This is a genomic window from Methyloceanibacter superfactus, assembly GCF_001723305.1.
Taxonomy (GTDB): domain Bacteria; phylum Pseudomonadota; class Alphaproteobacteria; order Rhizobiales; family Methyloligellaceae; genus Methyloceanibacter; species Methyloceanibacter superfactus.
Window position 1 is genome coordinate 1 of sequence record NZ_LPWF01000036.1, and the last position, 15900, is coordinate 15900.

The following is a 15900-nucleotide window of genomic DNA, read 5'->3' on the forward strand; positions in this document are numbered from 1 at the left end:
GGCCGGCGGATCGACGGTGACGGGCGGGGGCGGCGCCACGACGACGGGCGGCGGGGGTGCTGGCTCCGGCTCTGGGGCGGGCGGCGCGGCGGTCACCGCCGGCGCCGCGGTCTCGGGCTCCGCCGCTACGGGCTCCGGCGCCGCGGGCTCCGGCGTGGCCTCGACGACCTCCGTCTCCTCCACCACGACCTCTTCGACCGGCTCGTCGGCCGCCGGCGCGGGCTCTTCCGCTGGCGGTGTCTCTGGCTCGGGGAGCGCTGCCACCGGTGCGACATAGTCCTCGGCCGCCTGCAACCGCGTATCGATCGCGGCCATCTGCTTCTCGAGCGCGCGCAAGGAGTCCTTCAGCCTGGCGGTGTCGGCCTCGCTCAGCGGACCGTCTCCGGACGGGATGTCCGCGCCGCCGGTAATGGCGCTGAGCTGGATGGTTTGGCCGCCAAGGGCCGCCGGATCGGTGAACAGGGTGAAGAGATACAGGCCCGAGAAACCTGCCAGCACGATCCATAGAAAAGCGAACGTGCCTCGTGCCCAACTCCGCGCACCGTATCGGCGACTTCTGGCGACCATGGGGTTTCGAGCCTCCGAATGCGAGGTTTGAGCGAAAAAGCGACGCGATTAGGGCAAAAGTCAGAGTGTCATGCCGCTCGGTGGGAGATTACTCACTCTGTCCGCACGGTCAATTTCTGCGTAAGTCATAGGGCGCGAGGCTTGGACTGCCTGGGCTGTGGCCCTCGCGGCCGGTTTGGACTAGACACTGCGGCCTTAGGAGAAGTTGGCCGGCGCGAATCGAGCGGCGGCCAAGCTATAGGCAACGATCACGAACGGCATGACCTACGCATCATGACCCACCCATCATGACCCATCCATCGGCTCTCGCCATTGTCCTTGCCGCCGGTAAGGGCACCCGTATGAAATCCGCATTGCCCAAGGTGCTGCACCGCCTGGCGGGCCTGCCCATGCTGGGCCATGTGCTGCGGACCGCCGCCACGGCGGGAATCGGCCGCTCCAGCGTGGTCATCGGTCCCGGCATGGAAGAGGTGGGCCAGGCCGCGCTCGCCATCGACCCTGGTCTCGCCGTGTTCGTTCAGCCCGAGCAGCTCGCAACGGCCGACGCGGTCAAGGCGGCGGCGCCCGCCTATGAGGGCTTCGCCGGCCATGTGCTGGTGCTTTACGGCGATACGCCGCTGTTGCGGTCCGAGACCCTGAAGGCGGTCCTGGGTGAGCTCGATGCCGGCGCCGATGTGGTCGTGATCGGGTTCGAGGCGGCCGATCCCACCGGCTACGGCCGTCTGCTGTTCGACGAGAAGGGACGCCTTGCCGGCATCCGCGAGGAGAAGGATGCCAGCACCGCCGAGCGGGCGCTGACGATTTGCAACTCCGGCATCATGGCGTTCCGCACGAGCGAGACGCTTGTCTCGCTGCTGGGCCGGATCGGCAACGACAACGCCAAGGGCGAGTTCTATTTGACCGACGCCGTGGCGCTGGCGCGCGAAAGCGGTCTGCAAGCGCGCGTGGTCCTGTCAAATCCCGAAGAGGTGCTCGGTGTGAATGCGCGCGCCGAGCTGGCCACCGCCGAAGCGCTGATGCAGCGGCGGCTGCGGGCCGCCGTCATGGCGGGCGGCGCCACCCTGATCGCGCCCGAGACGGTGTTCTTCAGCTATGACACGCAAGTGGGCCAGGACGTGGTGATCGAGCCCAACGTGGTGATCGGGCCTGGCGTCGCCATCGACGACGGCGTCACCATCAAGGGCTTCTGTCACATTGAGAACGCGACCATCGGCGCGCACGCGACCGTTGGCCCGTTCGCGCGATTGCGGCCCGGTGCCGTGCTCGCGAAAGAGGCCCATGTCGGTAACTTCGTCGAGATCAAGAATTCCCAAGTCGCCGAGGGCGCCAAGGTTAACCACCTCACCTATATCGGCGATGCCAGCATCGGCGCGAAGGCTAACATTGGCGCCGGCACCATCACGTGCAATTACGATGCTTTCGCCAAGCATAAGACGGAGATCGGCGCCGGCGCTTTCATCGGCTCCAACAGCTCTTTGGTGGCGCCGGTCAAGATCGGCGATGGCGCCTATGTCGGGTCCGGCAGTGTCATCACCAAGGACGTGCCGGCGGATGCGCTCGCGGTCGCGCGAGGTAGCCAGGAAGAACGGGCCGGTTGGGCCGCCAAGGTGCGCGAGCGGCGCAACCGGGACAAATCCAAGCCGCGCCACATCGACGCCACGCAATAAAGGGACATAGCTCGTGAATTGCGACGCAGCGCCTGTGCATTTAGGCAGGAAACAGGGTTCGAGGGAGTAGGGGGCTATGTGCGGCATTGTTGGCGTGCTCGGTCGTGGGCCGGTCGCGGAGAAGCTGGTCGATGCGCTGAAGCGCCTCGAATATCGCGGTTACGACTCCGCCGGGGTGGCGACGCTGGAGAACGGCCAGCTCGCGCGCGCCGCGCGCAAGGCAAGCTGCGCAATCTCGAGGATCTCCTCAAGGTCCAGCCGCTCCTAGGCGACACCGGCATCGGCCACACGCGCTGGGCCACCCATGGCAAGCCGAGCGAGGCCAACGCCCATCCGCATATGACCGACGACGTCTCGGTCGTCCATAACGGCATCATCGAGAATTTCCGCGAGCTCAAGGCCGAGCTGCAGGCGGAAGCGCGCCGTTCTCGAGCGATACGGACACCGAGGTCATCGCCCATCTCATCACCCGCGAGCTGCGGGCGGGCAAGGACCCCATCGCCGCCGTCTACCACACGCTCAGCCAGCTCCAAGGCGCGTTTGCCCTCGCCATGATCTTCCGCGGCTACGACAACCTCATGGTCGCGGCCCGCCAGGGAAGCCCGCTCGCCATCGGCTATGGCGACGGCGAGATGTATGTTGGCTCGGACGCCATCGCGCTTGCTCCCTTCACCGACCGCATCTCCTATCTCGAGGACGGCGATTGGGCGGTCATCACGCGCGAGGGCATCGCCGTTCGCGATCGGGCCGGCGCCGCCGTCGAGCGCCCCATCGCGCGGTCGCTCGCCGCGGGGCTCGTGGTCGACAAGGGCAACTACCGCCATTTCATGGCCAAGGAAATTCACGAGCAGCCCGAGGTCGTCGGCCACACACTGGCGCATTATCTCGATCTCGCCAACTACCGCGTGGACCTGCCGGCGTTGCCTTTCGACTTTGCCAGCGTGACCCGCTTGTCGCTGTCGGCTTGCGGCACGGCCTTCTATGCGTGCCTCGTCGCCAAATATTGGTTCGAGCGCTGGGCCAAGCTGCCCGTCGACATCGATATCGCGAGCGAGTTCCGCTATCGCGAGACCACGATGGCGCCGGGTGGGGCGGCGCTGTTCGTCTCCCAATCCGGCGAGACCGCCGATACGCTCGCCTCGCTGCGCTATTGCCGGGAGCAGCACCAGCACGTGCTGTCGATCGTCAACGTGCAGGAATCGTCCATTGCCCGGGAATCGGATGGCGTGCTGCCGACGCTCGGCGGTCCGGAGATCGGCGTTGCCTCCACCAAGGCGTTTACTTGCCAGCTCACGGTGCTCGCCTGTCTCGCCATTGCCGCGGGGAAAGCGCGCGGCGTGATCGGCCCGGAGCTCGAGGCGGAGCTCGTCAAGGCGCTGGTCGAGGTGCCCCGTCACATGGCCACCATGCTGCGCGACGAGACACCTTACGAGACGCTCGCCCATAGCCTGTCCAAGGCGCGTGACGTGCTCTATCTCGGCCGCGGCTCGAGCTACCCGATCGCGCTTGAAGGCGCACTCAAGCTGAAAGAGATCTCCTACATTCATGCCGAGGGCTACGCCGCCGGGGAACTGAAGCATGGGCCGATCGCGCTGATCGACGAGGAGGTGCCGGTCATCGTCATTGCCCCGCGCGACGACCTCTTCGACAAGACCGTCTCCAATATGCAAGAGGTGGCGGCACGCGACGGCAAGATCATCCTGGTCAGCGACGCCGACCCGGCCAGCACGGGCTGCGAGGTGCAGACCATGTTGCCGGTGCCGACCGTCCACCCCTTCGTGACGCCGCTCGTCTACGCGGTCCCAGTGCAGCTCATCGCCTATCATACGGCGGTGTTCATGGGCACGGACGTCGATCAGCCGCGAAACCTCGCAAAATCCGTGACTGTGGAATAGGCTACAGCCTCGGATTTGCCTGAATTCTTTGCTTGAGCAAGACCATGGCGGATCATCGGAAGACCTTCCGGCCGCGCCGTCTTGCTTTTGACGGGCGCACTCTTCCACGCGGACGCCTACTGGGCGCCGCGCTTGCGCTGCTTGGCGCGCTGACGGCAGCCAATATTGCGGTCTCCGACAGAGCCCATGCCCAAGAGGCCGGTCTCAAGAGTGGCGTCGCCTCGCTCACCGCCGGCAACTATGACGCCGCCGTGCGCCAGCTCTCCGCCACCGTCAACAACGAGAACTCGACCCCGGGCCAGGCCGCCAAGGCGCTGTATCTGCGGGGAATCGCCTACCGCAAGCTTGGCCAGGAAGGCCGGGCGATCGCCGATCTCGGCGCCGCCTGTGGCTCGGGCTGCCGACCTCCGACAGGGTGAGGGCGCTGGTCAACAAGGGTCTCGCCTACAAATCCGCCGGACTTTCCAGCCAGGGCGATGCCGCCATCGCGCAGGCGAGAAGCGCGTCGAGCTCGAGCACGGTCGACAAGATCATCGCCGAGGACGGCGGTGGTGCGGTCGCGAGCAACTTCGACACGCAGGTCAGCAGCGGCGGTGGCGAATCGTCCTCTCCCTCCTCCTCGTCGGGGGAGAGCGTCTGGAGCCGGCTGGTGCCGAGTTTCGGCGGTTCGAGCAGCAGCCGCCGCCGCCGGCACCCGCGGCTGAGCCCGCGCCTGCGCCCGCCGCCACCCAGACCGCTGCTGCGCCGCCGCCGACAGCCGGATGGGGCGCGACCGTCGCCGACGAGAAGTCGACCCAGAGCAGCGGCAGCGGCGTCAGTCGCTGGTTCGGCTCGCTCACGGGCGACAGCGCGCCCGCGGCACCGAGCCCCGGGCCCGCCGCCACGACAACCGCGCCGCCCAGAACGACGACAGCCGAAAGAACGACGAGCGCGCCGAAGGCGGCTCCGCCGCCGGCCTCCAGTTGGGCGGCCAATACGGAAACCACCAAGGTCGCATCCGAGACGACAAGTGGTGGCGGTCTCGGCCGTTGGTTTGGCGGTTCGTCCGAGCCCGCGCCGGCTGCCGCGCCCCAGGCCAGTGGCCCCGGTTATCGCGTGCAACTGGCCAACAGCCGGTCTGAAGCCGAAGCCCAAGCCTTGTGGAAGCAGGTGACGAAGTCGAATCGGCAGCTGGCGAGCGCCGCGCCGCAGATCGAAAAGGTGGACATCGGCAGCTTCGGCACTTTCTACAGCCTAAAAATCGGGCCCTTCGCCAGCCAGGCGGACGGCACCAAGGTGTGCAACGCGCTGAAGCGGAGCGGTACGGATTGTTCCGTCGTCTCGCCCGATGGCCCATAGGCCGAAAGCGTCTTGCCAGCGCGCGTACATTCGGCCATGCCTCACACTTGTAGACTGGGTGTGCTAAGAGCGGCCGCCCAATGGTCCCATATTATCGTGATCGTCCCCGTTTCCCCCTTGAGTCGCAGAGCCGCATGACCGCCGAAGATCCCAAGACCAAAGACTCCCAGCCAGGCCGGCAAACGCCCGATCCGCATGACGATCAGCTCGGTCTGTTCGGCGCCCTCGAGCCGACCTCGTCGCATTTCGGCGCGCGCCTGCGCGGCTATTTCCTCACCGGCCTGATCATCGTCGGCCCGGTCGCCATCACCGTCTATGTGGTGTGGTGGTTCATCAATCTGGTCGACGGCTGGGTGAAGCCGCTCATTCCGCAGAGCTACCTGCCGGACAACTTCCTCCCGTTCCACATTCCCGGCGTCGGCATGATCGTCGGCATTTTGGCGTTGATGCTTGTCGGCGCGCTCGCCGCCAATCTGTTCGGCCGCACCATCGTCAGCTACGGCGAGATGATGCTCGACCGCATGCCGGTGGTGCGCGGCGTCTACCGGCTGCTCAAGCAGATCTTCACCACGATCTTCTCCAGTCCGGCACTTCGTTCAAGCGCGTGGGGCTCATCGAGTTTCCCCGGCCGCGGACTCTACGCCGTGGTCTTCGTCTCCGGCGAGCCGCCCGCTGAGGTGAAGCAGAAGATCGGTAATGGCGAGAAGCTGATGACCGTGTTCATGCCGAACGCGCCGAACCCGACCACGGGCTTCGTCCTGTTCATGCCGGCCAAGGACGTCACCGTGCTCGACATGTCGATCGACGACGGCGCCAAGCTCGTCATCTCCGCGGGTCTCGTGGCGCCGCCCCAAGACGAGCTCAAGACGCTGGCGGACGACGCCAAGGCGAAGCAGAAGCCTGTGCCCGAGGAAGAGCCCGTCGTTTAGCCGGCGCGCATCAGCCGGATCGCATCGTCCCGCTCGAACAGATAAAGCAGCAGCCGCAGCGCTTCCGCGTCCTTGCCCGTGAGGTCGGGATCGCGGGATAGTCGCAGGCGCGCCTCATCGCGCGCCGCCTCCAACAGCTCGCGATGGTCGGGCAAGACGGCGATGCGAAACGCGGGTAAGCCGCTCTGCCGCGTCCCCAGGACCTCGCCGCCGCCTCTGAGCCGCAGATCCTCCTCGGCGATGACGAAGCCGTCCTCCGTGCTCCGCATGACGTTGAGCCTTTCGCGCGCGGTCTCCGATAGCGGCTGCCGGTATAGTAGGATGCAGGAGGACTCGGCGGCACCGCGGCCGACCCGGCCGCGCAGTTGATGAAGCTGGGCAAGACCGAAACGCTCCGCATGCTCGATGATCATGATGGAGGCATTCGGCACGTCGACGCCAACTTCGATCACCGTTGTCGACACCAGGACGGACAGCGCGCCGGAGGCGAACTGCGCCATGACCGCATCCTTCTCCTTGCCCGTGAGTCGCCCGTGCACGAGGCCGACGTGCTCGCCGAACTGGCTGCGGAGCGCGGCGAAGCGGTCTTCGGCGGCGGCCACGTCGAGCACTTCGGATTCGGCGACGAGGGGACAGACCCAATAAACTTGCGCGCCTCCCGCCACAGCGCGCGCAACGCCGTCGACGACCTCGTCGAAACGCTCCAGCGGCACCGTGCGGGTGACGATGGGCTTGCGGCCCGGGGGCTTCTCGTCGAGACGCGTCCACGTCCATATCGCCGTAGCTCGGCAGAAGCGTGCGGGGGATCGCGTCGCCGTCATCACCAGAAGCTCGGCGCCGGTGCCGGGTCCCTTGGCCTGAAGCGCGAGCCGCTGATGCACCCCGAAGCGGTGCTGCTCGTCGATGACCACGAGGGCGAGATCGCGAAATTGGATGGTCTCCTGAAAGAGCGCATGGGTGCCGATGAGGATGTCGATGCGCATCCTGCGCCTGAAGAATGGCATCGCGCTCGCGGCCGCGCTCCCGGCCGGTGAGGAGCGCGACCCGCAACCCGGCGGGCTCGGCGAAGCGCCGATGGTGGCGAGGTGCTGCCGGGCGAGGAGCTCGGTCGGCGCCATGAGGGCGGCCTGCGCGCCCGCCTCGATAGCCTTGGTCATGGCGAGGAGCGCCACCACGGTCTTGCCGCTGCCCACATCGCCCTGCAGCAGGCGGAGCATGCGGTTGGGACTGGCGAGATCCGCATCGATCTCGGCCAGCGCGCGGTGTTGCGCCGCCGTGAGCGCGAAGGGCAGGGCGTCTTGGATCGTCTGCCGCAGCTTCCCTTCCGTGCGCAGGGGCCGTCCCGCACGTTTCTTGAGACGCTGGCGGATGATGGCGAGCGCCAACTGGTTGGCGAGAAGCTCGTCATAGGCGAGGCGCGACCGGGCGGGCGTCATAAGCAGCAGATCGTCAGCGCCTTGCGGGGCATGCAGACGCGCGATCGCCTCGGCAAAGCGCGGCCAGTCCTTCTTGGCGAGAAAGCCGGCGTCGATCCATTCGGGCAGATCGGGAAGCTGCGCCAAGGCTCCGGCGAGGACTTTGCGGAAGGTGGTGTTCGAGAGCCCCGCGGTCAGCGGATAAACCGGCTCGATCAGCGGCAGGTCACTCAGCCCCTCCGGCGCCGCCACATGATCGGGATGCGGCATCTGCAAGTAGCCGTCATAGGCTTCGAGCTTGCCGGAGATGAGCCGCTGGCTGCCGACGGGCAGGAGCCGCTTGAGATAGGCCGGATCGGCCTTGAAGTAGATAAGCTCGAGCGCGCCGGAATCGTCCTCGACCAGAATCTTGTAAGGCGCTCGCCTGCCGCCCCGTTCGCCGCCGGGCCGATGCTCGGCCACCCTGACCTCGAGCGTGGCCAGCTCTCCGGCGCGCGCGTCGGCGATTCGCGGAATGAGCGTCCGGTCGACGATCCCCACCGGCAAATGCCACAGAAGATCGACGGCCCGGGCATGGGCCCCTTGATGACGCGGCGCCACCAGTTTATTCAGCAGACCCTCGATGCGCGGGCCAACGCCTTTCAGGGCGCGGGCTGAGGCGAATAGGGGGGCGAGTGGGGGCGGGCGCATGCGTTAAGTCTATCGCGCCCAGGGGGCCCAGGGGGCGGTGCCCTTGACATCCATAGGGTCGCTCGCTCTAACCCACGACTTAGCACTGAAAGCACGGATCATGACGAGTGATCTTGGAATGCGCCGCCGCCGGGCGCTATGGCGGGCGACTCATCGAGGGTCCAGGGAGATGGACTATCTCCTCGGCCGCTTCACCGAGCAAGCCATCGACAGCATGAACGCCGATGAGATTGCCGTCTTGGAGCGCCTGATCGATGCGCCGGACCCGCAGATCGAGTTGTGTCTTTACGAGGGCTACTCGCTCGGCGAGCGCGATCTCGACGCGCTCCATCGAGGCTTATGCGCCAGTTCCATGGCCTGCCGCAGGCAGCTAGACGGCGACCATCCCAGGCCATCATCCATGAGTGCTGCGTCCAAGCTCCCATCTCTGCCGGTCGACGCCTGCTGACAGGCCCGCGAACGATCGCCAGCGGTGTGCCGGAAGGTCTCGACGCGCTCCTGCTCGGCGAGTTGGCCCGGCATGCCGGCGCGCCCGTGCTGCATGTGGCCCGCGACGCAACCGGCTCGCCACGCTGGAGGAGGCCATCGCCTTCTTCGCCCCCGACGTCACGGTGTTGAGCTTCCCCGCCTGGGACAGCGTGCCCTATGACCGGGTGGCGCCCAATGCGGAGACCATCGCCAACCGCATCGAAACCCTGTCGGAGCTGACCGAGCGCGGGACGGACGATCGCACGCCGCTGGTGCTGCTGACCTCCGTCAATGCCGTGCTCCAGCGCGTCCCGCCGCCGGCCTTCATCGCCGGATCGAGCCTCAGGCTCAAATCCGGAACGTCATGAGCATGAAGGCGCTCATCGAGCGCCTCGAGGCCTCGGGCTATTCGCGCGCCGGCACGGTGACGGACCCCGGCCAATACGCGGTGCGCGGCGGCATCCTCGATCTCTTCCCGCCGGGCGGTCAGCCTGTGCGCCTCGACTTCTTCGGCGACACGCTGGAATCCATCCGCGCCTTCGATCCCGAAACCCAGCGGACCGAGGCGCGCCTCGATGCGGTCCATTTCTTGCCCATGAGCGAGGTGGCGCTGACGCCCGGCGTGCGCAGCGCCTTCCGCCAGCGCTATGTGGAGCTGTTCGGTCCCGTGAAGGGCGACGACCCGCTCTACGAGGCGATCTCGGCGGGACACCATCATCAGGGCATGGAGCATTGGCTGCCGCTGTTCCATGACGAGCTCGCCACGCTGTTCGACTATCTGCCCGGGGCCGTGGTGACCCTCGACCCGCTCACCGACGATGCACGCAAGGATCGGCTGGAACAGATCGCCGATCATTGCGACGCCCGCGCCGGCGCCCTGGAGCGCAAGGCCTTCGGCGCCCCGCCATATCATCCGGTGCCGGTCGACAGCATGTTTCTGAGCGAGACGGAGTGGCAGAACGCGCTTTCCGAACGCCAGGTGATCGCCTTCGACACTTTCGAGCACCCCGAGCGTGACGGCGCCAATATCGTCTCCTTCGGCGGCCGCCAGGGCCGCACCTTCTCGGTCGAGCGCCAGACCGAAGGCGCCAACGTGTTTGACGCCGTGGTCGCCCACGCCAAGCGCCTGATCGGCGAGCATCGAATCGTGATCGTCGGCTGCTGGAGCGTCGGCGCACGCGAGCGGCTGGCCACGCTCTTGGCCGAGCATGGCGTTGGCGACACGGTGCGGGTCGAGAATTTCGCCGATGCCGTGGCCGCGCCACCCGGGGCCACATCCGTCGCCGTGCTGCCGTTGGAGCGCGGCTTCGAGGGGCCGGGCATCGCCGTGATTGGCGAGCAGGACATTCTCGGCGACCGGCTCGTGCGCAGTCCCGCGTCAAGAAGGGCAGCGACGCGCTGACCGAGGCGGCGAGCCTCACGGTCGGCGATCTCGTGGTCCATGCCGACCACGGCATTGGCCGTTTCGTCGGCCTGTCCACCATCGAGGCCGCGGGCGAGCCGCATGACTGCCTGGAGCTGCACTACCACGGCGGTGACAAGCTCTATCTGCCGGTGGAGAATATCGAGCTGCTGAGCCGCTACGGTTCCGATGAGTCCAACGTACAGCTCGACCGGCTCGGCGGCGTCGCCTGGCAGTCGCGCAAGGCCAAGCTCAAGCAGCGCATCCGCGACATGGCGGAGAAGCTGATCAAGGTGGCGGCGATGCGCGAGCTGCGCACCGCGCCGGTGCTCAACCCGCCGGACGGCACCTATGACGAGTTCTCGGCCGGGTTCCCCTATGAGGAGACCGAGGACCAGGTCACCAGCATCAACGCGGTGCTCGAGGACTTGGCCAGCGGCCGGCCCATGGACCGGCTGGTCTGCGGCGACGTCGGCTTCGGCAAGACCGAGGTGGCGTTGCGCGCGAGCCTGATCGCCGTGCTCGCCGGCAAGCAGGTCGCCGTGGTCGTGCCGACCACGCTGCTCGCACGCCAGCATTTCCACACCTTCACCGAGCGCTTCCGCGGCTTCCCGGTGAAGATCGCCCAAGCCTCGCGCCTGGTGAGCGCCAAGGAGCTCGCCGAGGTCAAGAAGGGCCTGAAAGAGGGCAATATCGATATCGTCATCGGCACCCATGCGCTACTCGGCAAGTCGATTCAGTTCGCCGATCTCGGTCTCCTCATCGTCGACGAGGAGCAGCATTTCGGCGTGAAGCATAAGGAGCGCCTGAAGGAGCTGCGCGAGGACGTCCATGTGCTGACACTCACCGCCACGCCCATCCCGCGCACACTGCAACTGGCGCTGTCGGGCGTGCGCGAGTTGTCGCTGATCTCGACCCCGCCGGTCGATCGGCTGGCCGTGCGCACCTATGTGACGCCGTTCGATCCCATGACCTTGCGTGAAGCGCTCCTGCGCGAGCGCTTCCGGGGCGGCCAAACGTTCTTCGTGGTGCCGCGCATCTCCGATCTCGAGGAGGCCGCTGCCTTCCTCCAGGAGCATGCGCCGGAACTGAAGGTGGCGCGCGCCCACGGCCAGATGCCGCCGGGCGAGCTCGACCAGGTGATGAATGCCTTCTACGACCGCAAATACGATGTGCTGCTTTCGACCACGATCGTCGAGTCGGGTCTCGACATTCCCTCCGCCAACACGCTCATCGTCTATCGCGCCGACATGTTCGGCCTGGCCCAGCTCTATCAGCTGCGGGGCCGCGTGGGCCGCTCGAAGATCCGCGCCTATGCCTATTTCGCCATTCCCGCTGACGGACGCCTGACGCCCGCGGCGGAGAAGCGCCTGAAGGTGCTGCAGTCTCTCGACAAGCTGGGCGCCGGCTTCATCCTGGCGAGCCACGATCTCGACATCAGAGGCGCCGGCAATCTTCTCGGCGAGGAACAGTCCGGCCATATCCGCGAAGTGGGCTTCGAGCTCTATCAGTCCATGCTGGAAGAGGCGGTCGCCACCCTCAAGGGCGGCGACGAGTCGATCGAGGATCAGTGGAGCCCCCGCATCAATCTCGGCACCTCGGTTCTCATTCCGGAGCCCTACGTCCCCGATCTGCAAGTGCGGCTCGGTCTCTATCGCCGCTTGGCGGCGGTGAACAATCAAGAGGCCATCGAGGCTTCGCCGCGGAGCTGATCGACCGCTTCGGTCCGCTGCCCGAGGAGGTTCGCCATCTCCTCAACGTGGTCGAGATCAAGGGGCTGTGCCGCCAGGCCGGCATCGAGCAAATCGATGCGGGGCCGAAGGGCGCCGTCATCGCCTTCCGCAACAACGCCTTCGCCAATCCGGAAGGGCTGATCGACTTCATCCGCGAGGCAGGCAAGCAGGTGAAGCTGCAGCCCGATCACCGGCTCATCTATTACGCCAACTGGCCAGACCCCGAGGACCGCCTGTCCGGCACGCGCGATCTCTTGAAGCGGCTCGCCAAGATCGCTGGCGCGGTGAAGCAGGCGGCGTAGTTCCGTCATTCCGGCGAACGCCGGAATCCACCGTGGCAGACTGCTAGACTTGCGCCAGAATGTCCGCGCGCACGATCTTGCTTTGGGTGTCGCGCGGAATGTCACGCACCACCAAGAGCTTGTCCGGGAATTTGTAGGGCGACACGCCGCGCTCCATGAGGAAGCGGTGCAGCGCTTCCAGCGACACCGGCGCGTTGGGCGAAGGCGCGACCGCCGCGAAGATGCGGTCGCCGACGATCGGGTCCGGCAGCACGAAACAGGCGGCGTCGAGAAAGCCCGGATAGGCCTGATAAAGCCCGTCGAGCTCGGACGCGGCGATGGTGAAGCCGCCATGATGGATCAGCTCCGGATCGCGCTTGACCCGGAAATGCCCGCCCCCTTCCGCCTGGCCGCGCAAGCCCGTGGCGACGAATCCCTCGCCGTCGCGCGCCGCAGGCCCGTTCGACCGGCCTTGCGGCACCACCGGGCCCCGCAGGAGGAGGTCGCCGGTCTCGTCGGCGAGCTTGGTCTCCACGAATACGGTGCCGCCCTTGTCCTCGCCGAAATGGACCGGCCCAAGCGGCAATGCGGCGCGGTCCGCGACCGGCGCGGGGCGCAGCAAGAGACTGGCGAGATCGCCGAACGGGTAGAGATCGAATACCGGCCGGCTCAAATTTTCCGCGGCCATATGGTTCAGCGGCGCTCCCGGATCCGCAAGCTCGGCCGGCGACCAGACGCGGCCGACGCGCCGGAGCTTGCATTGGGGATCTTTCAGCACGCGGTCGACGCCGAGCTCGGTGAGGATGGCGCTTGGAAGTGCCGTCACCGACGCGTCCGAGGTGAGGATCTGCTGCACGAACATGCCGTAGTCGAAGGGGTGATGTTGCACCAGCGTGGCGCCCGCGATCAGCCACGGCGCCAAACCGAGGGCGAAGCCGATCGGGCCGGTCAAGGGGTAAGCGTTGAGGATCACGTCGCTGCGATCGAGCCCGAGCGACAGCACCGCCATCGCCCCTTGCGCCAGGATCTCGTCCTCCTGACGGAAGATCGGAACGAGCGGTACGCTGGCCCGGGCGGTGAAAGTGATGAGCGAGGGACCGCCATGGCTGCGCGGCCTGACAACGTCACGCGGCAGGCGCCCCGCGGCGATCACGTCGTCAAGAGACGTGACACCGTCGGGAAGATCGCGGCCGAAGCCGAGCACGAAGCGCACCGATAGCCGCGTGGCGGCAACGTCGCGCAAGATCTCGGCGGGTCTGTCGTCGGCGAAATGGGAGACGCCGAGCAACGCCTTTGGCTCCAGCGCGTCGCAAACCCTGGCGAGCTCCATCGACCGCCACAGCATGGGCACCGCGGCAACGGTGAGCCCGGCCCGCCAGGCGCCCAGCAGCACCAGCGGCGCTCGACCAGATTCGGGAGCTGCAGCACGATCCTGTCGCCGCGCTCCAGGCCGAGGTGGACGAAGAAGGCCGCGAGTGCATCCACGGTCGCGTCCGCCTCGCCATAGGTGAAGGCGCGCGGCCCGCCGAGGCCGAGCAGCTGACGGTTCGGTGGATCGCTCAGAGCCGGCGCCTCGGGCTTCTGCTCCGCCCGCCGCCGCAGCAACCCGTCGGCCGTGATCGGGGCGCTGTCCTCCTCGGACTCGGGGATTGCGAGCGTGCTCATGGCGCAAGGTTCATGTCATAAGCTCATGGGCCGACTGCGTGCCGGGTGTTGCCGCTGCCGGCCTTGTCCGACGGGTCGATCCACCACGTGTCGATCTGATAGCCGTAGAGCGGGGTCACATGGGGCCGCTTCAGCGCACGCCAATGGGCGACCCATTGCCGTGGCAGATGGAACAGCGGCACGACGTAGTCGCCCGAGAGCAGCACGCGATCGAGCGCGCGCACCGCCGATACGAAGCTCGACCGGTCCTCGGCCTTCAGCACCGCCGCGATCATGGCATCGACCGCCTCGCTCTTGACGCCCGGATAGTTGAACGACCCCTCGGTCGCCGCCGCTTCGCTGCCCCAGCGGAACGACTGCTCGTTCCCCGGCGAAAGCGACACCGGCCAAAAATACTGGATCATGTCGAAGTCGTAGGTCTGCTTGCGCCGCTGATATTGAGCGGAGTCAACCTGCCGGATTCGAGCCTCGATGCCCACCTGTTTCAAGGCACGTGCATAGGTGAGGAGCAGCCGCTCTTGCGCCCGGGTCGCGGCGAGGATTTCGAAGGTGAAGGGCGCGCCAGTCGCGGCGTTCACCAGCACGCCGTCCTTCAGCCGGTAGCCGGCCTCCTCCAGGAGCTTCAGCGCCTCGACGCGGCCCTCACGGTTCTGCCCGCTGTCGTCGCTGACCGGAAAGGAGAAGTTTCCGTCCATGATCGCGGGCTTCACCGCGTCGGGGTAGGGCGCCAACAACGCACGCTCGGTGGCGTCGGCCGGACGCCCATGCGAGGACAGTTCCGAGCGGTCGAAATAGCTTTCGGTGCGCGCATACTGCCCGTGATACAGCGTGCGGTTTACCCATTCGAAGTCGAACAGCTTGATCAGGGCCTGACGCACGCGCGGATCGGCGAAGATGGCCTTGCGCGTGTTGAAGGCGAGCGCGGACATGCCGGCGGGCGTCTCGACGGGCAGCGCCTCCTTGACGACGCGGCCCTCATCCAGAGCAGGGAAGTCATAGCCTTCCGTCCAGCGGGTTGGATCGTCCTCGTTGCGAAGCTGCACGAGCCCTGATTTGAACGCCTCGAACATGCTGCCGGCGTCCCGGTAATAGTCGAAGCGGATCTCGTCGAAATTGTAGTGACCGCGATTGACCGGCAGGTCCCGGCCCCAATAGGCGGGATCGCGCTTGTAGGTGATACTCTTGCCCGGATCGACCTTGTCGATGACGTAAGGCCCGCTGCCGATCGGCGCCTCGAGCGTGGTCTTCTCGAACGTGTCGGGCGTGAACAGATGGCTCGGCAACACCGGCATCAGCCCCATGATCAGCGGCATCTCCCGGTCGCCCGTGTCGTCGAAGGTGAAGCGGACCTTGCGGTCGCCGGTCTTCTCCACCTTCGCCACCTTCTTGTAATAGGAGCGATGGTTGGGCCGCCCGTGATCGCGCAACACCTGATGCGAAAAGATCACATCGTCCACGGTGATTGGCGTGCCGTCGGAGAATTTGGCGGCGGGGTTCAGGGTGAACTCGACCCAAGACCGGTCCGCCGGCGTCTCCACCGCTTCGGCGATCAGGCCGTAGAGGGTGAAGGCTCGTCGAACGCCGCGCATCAGGCTCTCATAGACATACTCCCGCACGCCCTCCGCTGACACGCCTTTGACGATCAGGGGGTTCAGGCTGTCGAAGGAGCCCCGCACGGCAAAGGTCGCACGGCCCCCTTTGGGGCCACTGGGATTGGCGTAGCGGAAATGGCTGAAATCAGGCTCTTCCCGCGGGGTGCCGTGCATGGCAAGGCCCGTCGTAGGCTCAGCCCGGCCGCTGCCTGGGAACAGCGCCAGCCCCAGCATCAGCAGCAAAATAGGGGCTTTCAA

10 protein-coding genes and 4 pseudogenes are annotated in these 15900 nt (G+C 66.7%); 7 read left to right on the plus strand and 7 right to left on the minus strand.

Translation table 11 applies throughout. From position 1 onward, the window contains the following. Window positions 1-498: hypothetical protein (locus tag AUC69_RS14580; protein ID WP_204377339.1), on the minus strand; the 498-nt coding region annotated here is incomplete at its 3' end. Between the two features lie 356 nt (window positions 499-854). On the opposite strand from AUC69_RS14580, the gene glmU reads away from it, so the two are divergent. The 3 genes and pseudogenes from glmU (at window position 855) to AUC69_RS17600 (ending at window position 4548) form a co-directional block, all read left to right on the plus strand. Beyond that, window positions 855-2234, plus strand: coding sequence for a bifunctional UDP-N-acetylglucosamine diphosphorylase/glucosamine-1-phosphate N-acetyltransferase GlmU (gene glmU / locus AUC69_RS14585; protein WP_069442802.1), 1380 nt, complete (start codon window positions 855-857; stop codon window positions 2232-2234). A 76-nt stretch (window positions 2235-2310) separates the two neighbouring features. Then, a pseudogene (gene glmS / locus AUC69_RS14590) lies at window positions 2311-4129 on the plus strand (glutamine--fructose-6-phosphate transaminase (isomerizing)). A 44-nt stretch (window positions 4130-4173) separates the two neighbouring features. Beyond that, complete coding sequence (locus AUC69_RS17600) at window positions 4174-4548, plus strand: tetratricopeptide repeat protein (protein WP_158008141.1); 375 nt, start codon at window positions 4174-4176, stop codon at window positions 4546-4548. 25 nt (window positions 4549-4573) lie between these two features. Here the strand turns inward: AUC69_RS17600 and AUC69_RS19145 are convergent, their stop codons facing one another. Next, window positions 4574-4705: a hypothetical protein gene (locus AUC69_RS19145; RefSeq protein WP_280136662.1), complete on the minus strand. Its 132-nt coding sequence runs from the start codon at window positions 4703-4705 to the stop codon at window positions 4574-4576. 5 nt (window positions 4706-4710) lie between these two features. Further along, window positions 4711-5115 (minus strand): hypothetical protein, encoded by a 405-nt coding sequence (locus AUC69_RS17605; protein ID WP_158008142.1) that lies wholly within the window; start codon window positions 5113-5115, stop codon window positions 4711-4713. Window positions 5116-5221: 106 nt separating this feature from the next. Here AUC69_RS17605 and AUC69_RS17610 point away from each other — a divergent pair. Further along, a pseudogene (locus AUC69_RS17610) lies at window positions 5222-5467 on the plus strand (SPOR domain-containing protein); the annotation flags it as partial. 134 nt (window positions 5468-5601) lie between these two features. Then, window positions 5602-6396, plus strand: a complete 795-nt coding sequence (locus AUC69_RS14610; RefSeq protein WP_083239495.1) for a DUF502 domain-containing protein — start codon at window positions 5602-5604, stop codon at window positions 6394-6396. Here the strand turns inward: AUC69_RS14610 and recG are convergent. Next, complete coding sequence (gene recG / locus AUC69_RS14615; protein ID WP_244500281.1) at window positions 6393-8501, minus strand: ATP-dependent DNA helicase RecG; 2109 nt, start codon at window positions 8499-8501, stop codon at window positions 6393-6395. The two genes, AUC69_RS14610 and recG, sit on opposite strands and share 4 nt — an antisense overlap. 118 nt (window positions 8502-8619) lie before the next feature. Between recG and AUC69_RS16675 the strand changes: the two genes are divergently transcribed. Together AUC69_RS16675 and mfd are read left to right on the plus strand one after the other, a co-directional pair. Next, the gene (locus tag AUC69_RS16675; protein WP_280136661.1) at window positions 8620-8949 is read left to right on the plus strand and encodes a succinate dehydrogenase assembly factor 2; all 330 of its coding nucleotides are present in this window, start codon (window positions 8620-8622) and stop codon (window positions 8947-8949) included. Continuing rightward, a pseudogene (gene mfd / locus AUC69_RS14625) lies at window positions 8925-12406 on the plus strand (transcription-repair coupling factor). Before AUC69_RS16675 ends, mfd begins: the two are co-directional and overlap by 25 nt. A 43-nt stretch (window positions 12407-12449) precedes the next feature. Here mfd and AUC69_RS14630 read toward each other — a convergent pair. From AUC69_RS14630 to AUC69_RS14640, 3 genes and pseudogenes are all read right to left on the minus strand, one after another. After that, window positions 12450-13778, minus strand: a complete 1329-nt coding sequence (locus AUC69_RS14630; RefSeq protein ID WP_069442807.1) for a class I adenylate-forming enzyme family protein — start codon at window positions 13776-13778, stop codon at window positions 12450-12452. Window positions 13779-13798: 20 nt separating this feature from the next. Continuing rightward, window positions 13799-14050, minus strand: a pseudogene (locus AUC69_RS19840) (AMP-binding protein); the annotation flags it as partial. 23 nt (window positions 14051-14073) lie between these two features. Next, window positions 14074-15876, minus strand: a complete 1803-nt coding sequence (locus AUC69_RS14640) for an extracellular solute-binding protein (RefSeq protein ID WP_141700842.1) — start codon at window positions 15874-15876, stop codon at window positions 14074-14076. Window positions 15877-15900: the final 24 nt, after the last annotated feature.

Bases quoted from the DNA above. Each gene is read 5' to 3' on its own strand.
- glmU (WP_069442802.1), top strand. From the start codon at position 855: ATGACCCATCCATCGGCTCTCGCCATTGTCCTTGCCGCCGGTAAGGGC.
- AUC69_RS17600 (WP_158008141.1), top strand. From the start codon at position 4,174: ATGGCGGATCATCGGAAGACCTTCCGGCCGCGCCGTCTTGCTTTTGAC.
- AUC69_RS14610 (WP_083239495.1), top strand. From the start codon at position 5,602: ATGACCGCCGAAGATCCCAAGACCAAAGACTCCCAGCCAGGCCGGCAA.
- recG (WP_244500281.1), bottom strand. From the start codon at position 8,501: ATGCGCCCGCCCCCACTCGCCCCCCTATTCGCCTCAGCCCGCGCCCTG.
- AUC69_RS16675 (WP_280136661.1), top strand. From the start codon at position 8,620: ATGCGCCGCCGCCGGGCGCTATGGCGGGCGACTCATCGAGGGTCCAGG.
- AUC69_RS14640 (WP_141700842.1), bottom strand. From the start codon at position 15,876: ATGCTGGGGCTGGCGCTGTTCCCAGGCAGCGGCCGGGCTGAGCCTACG.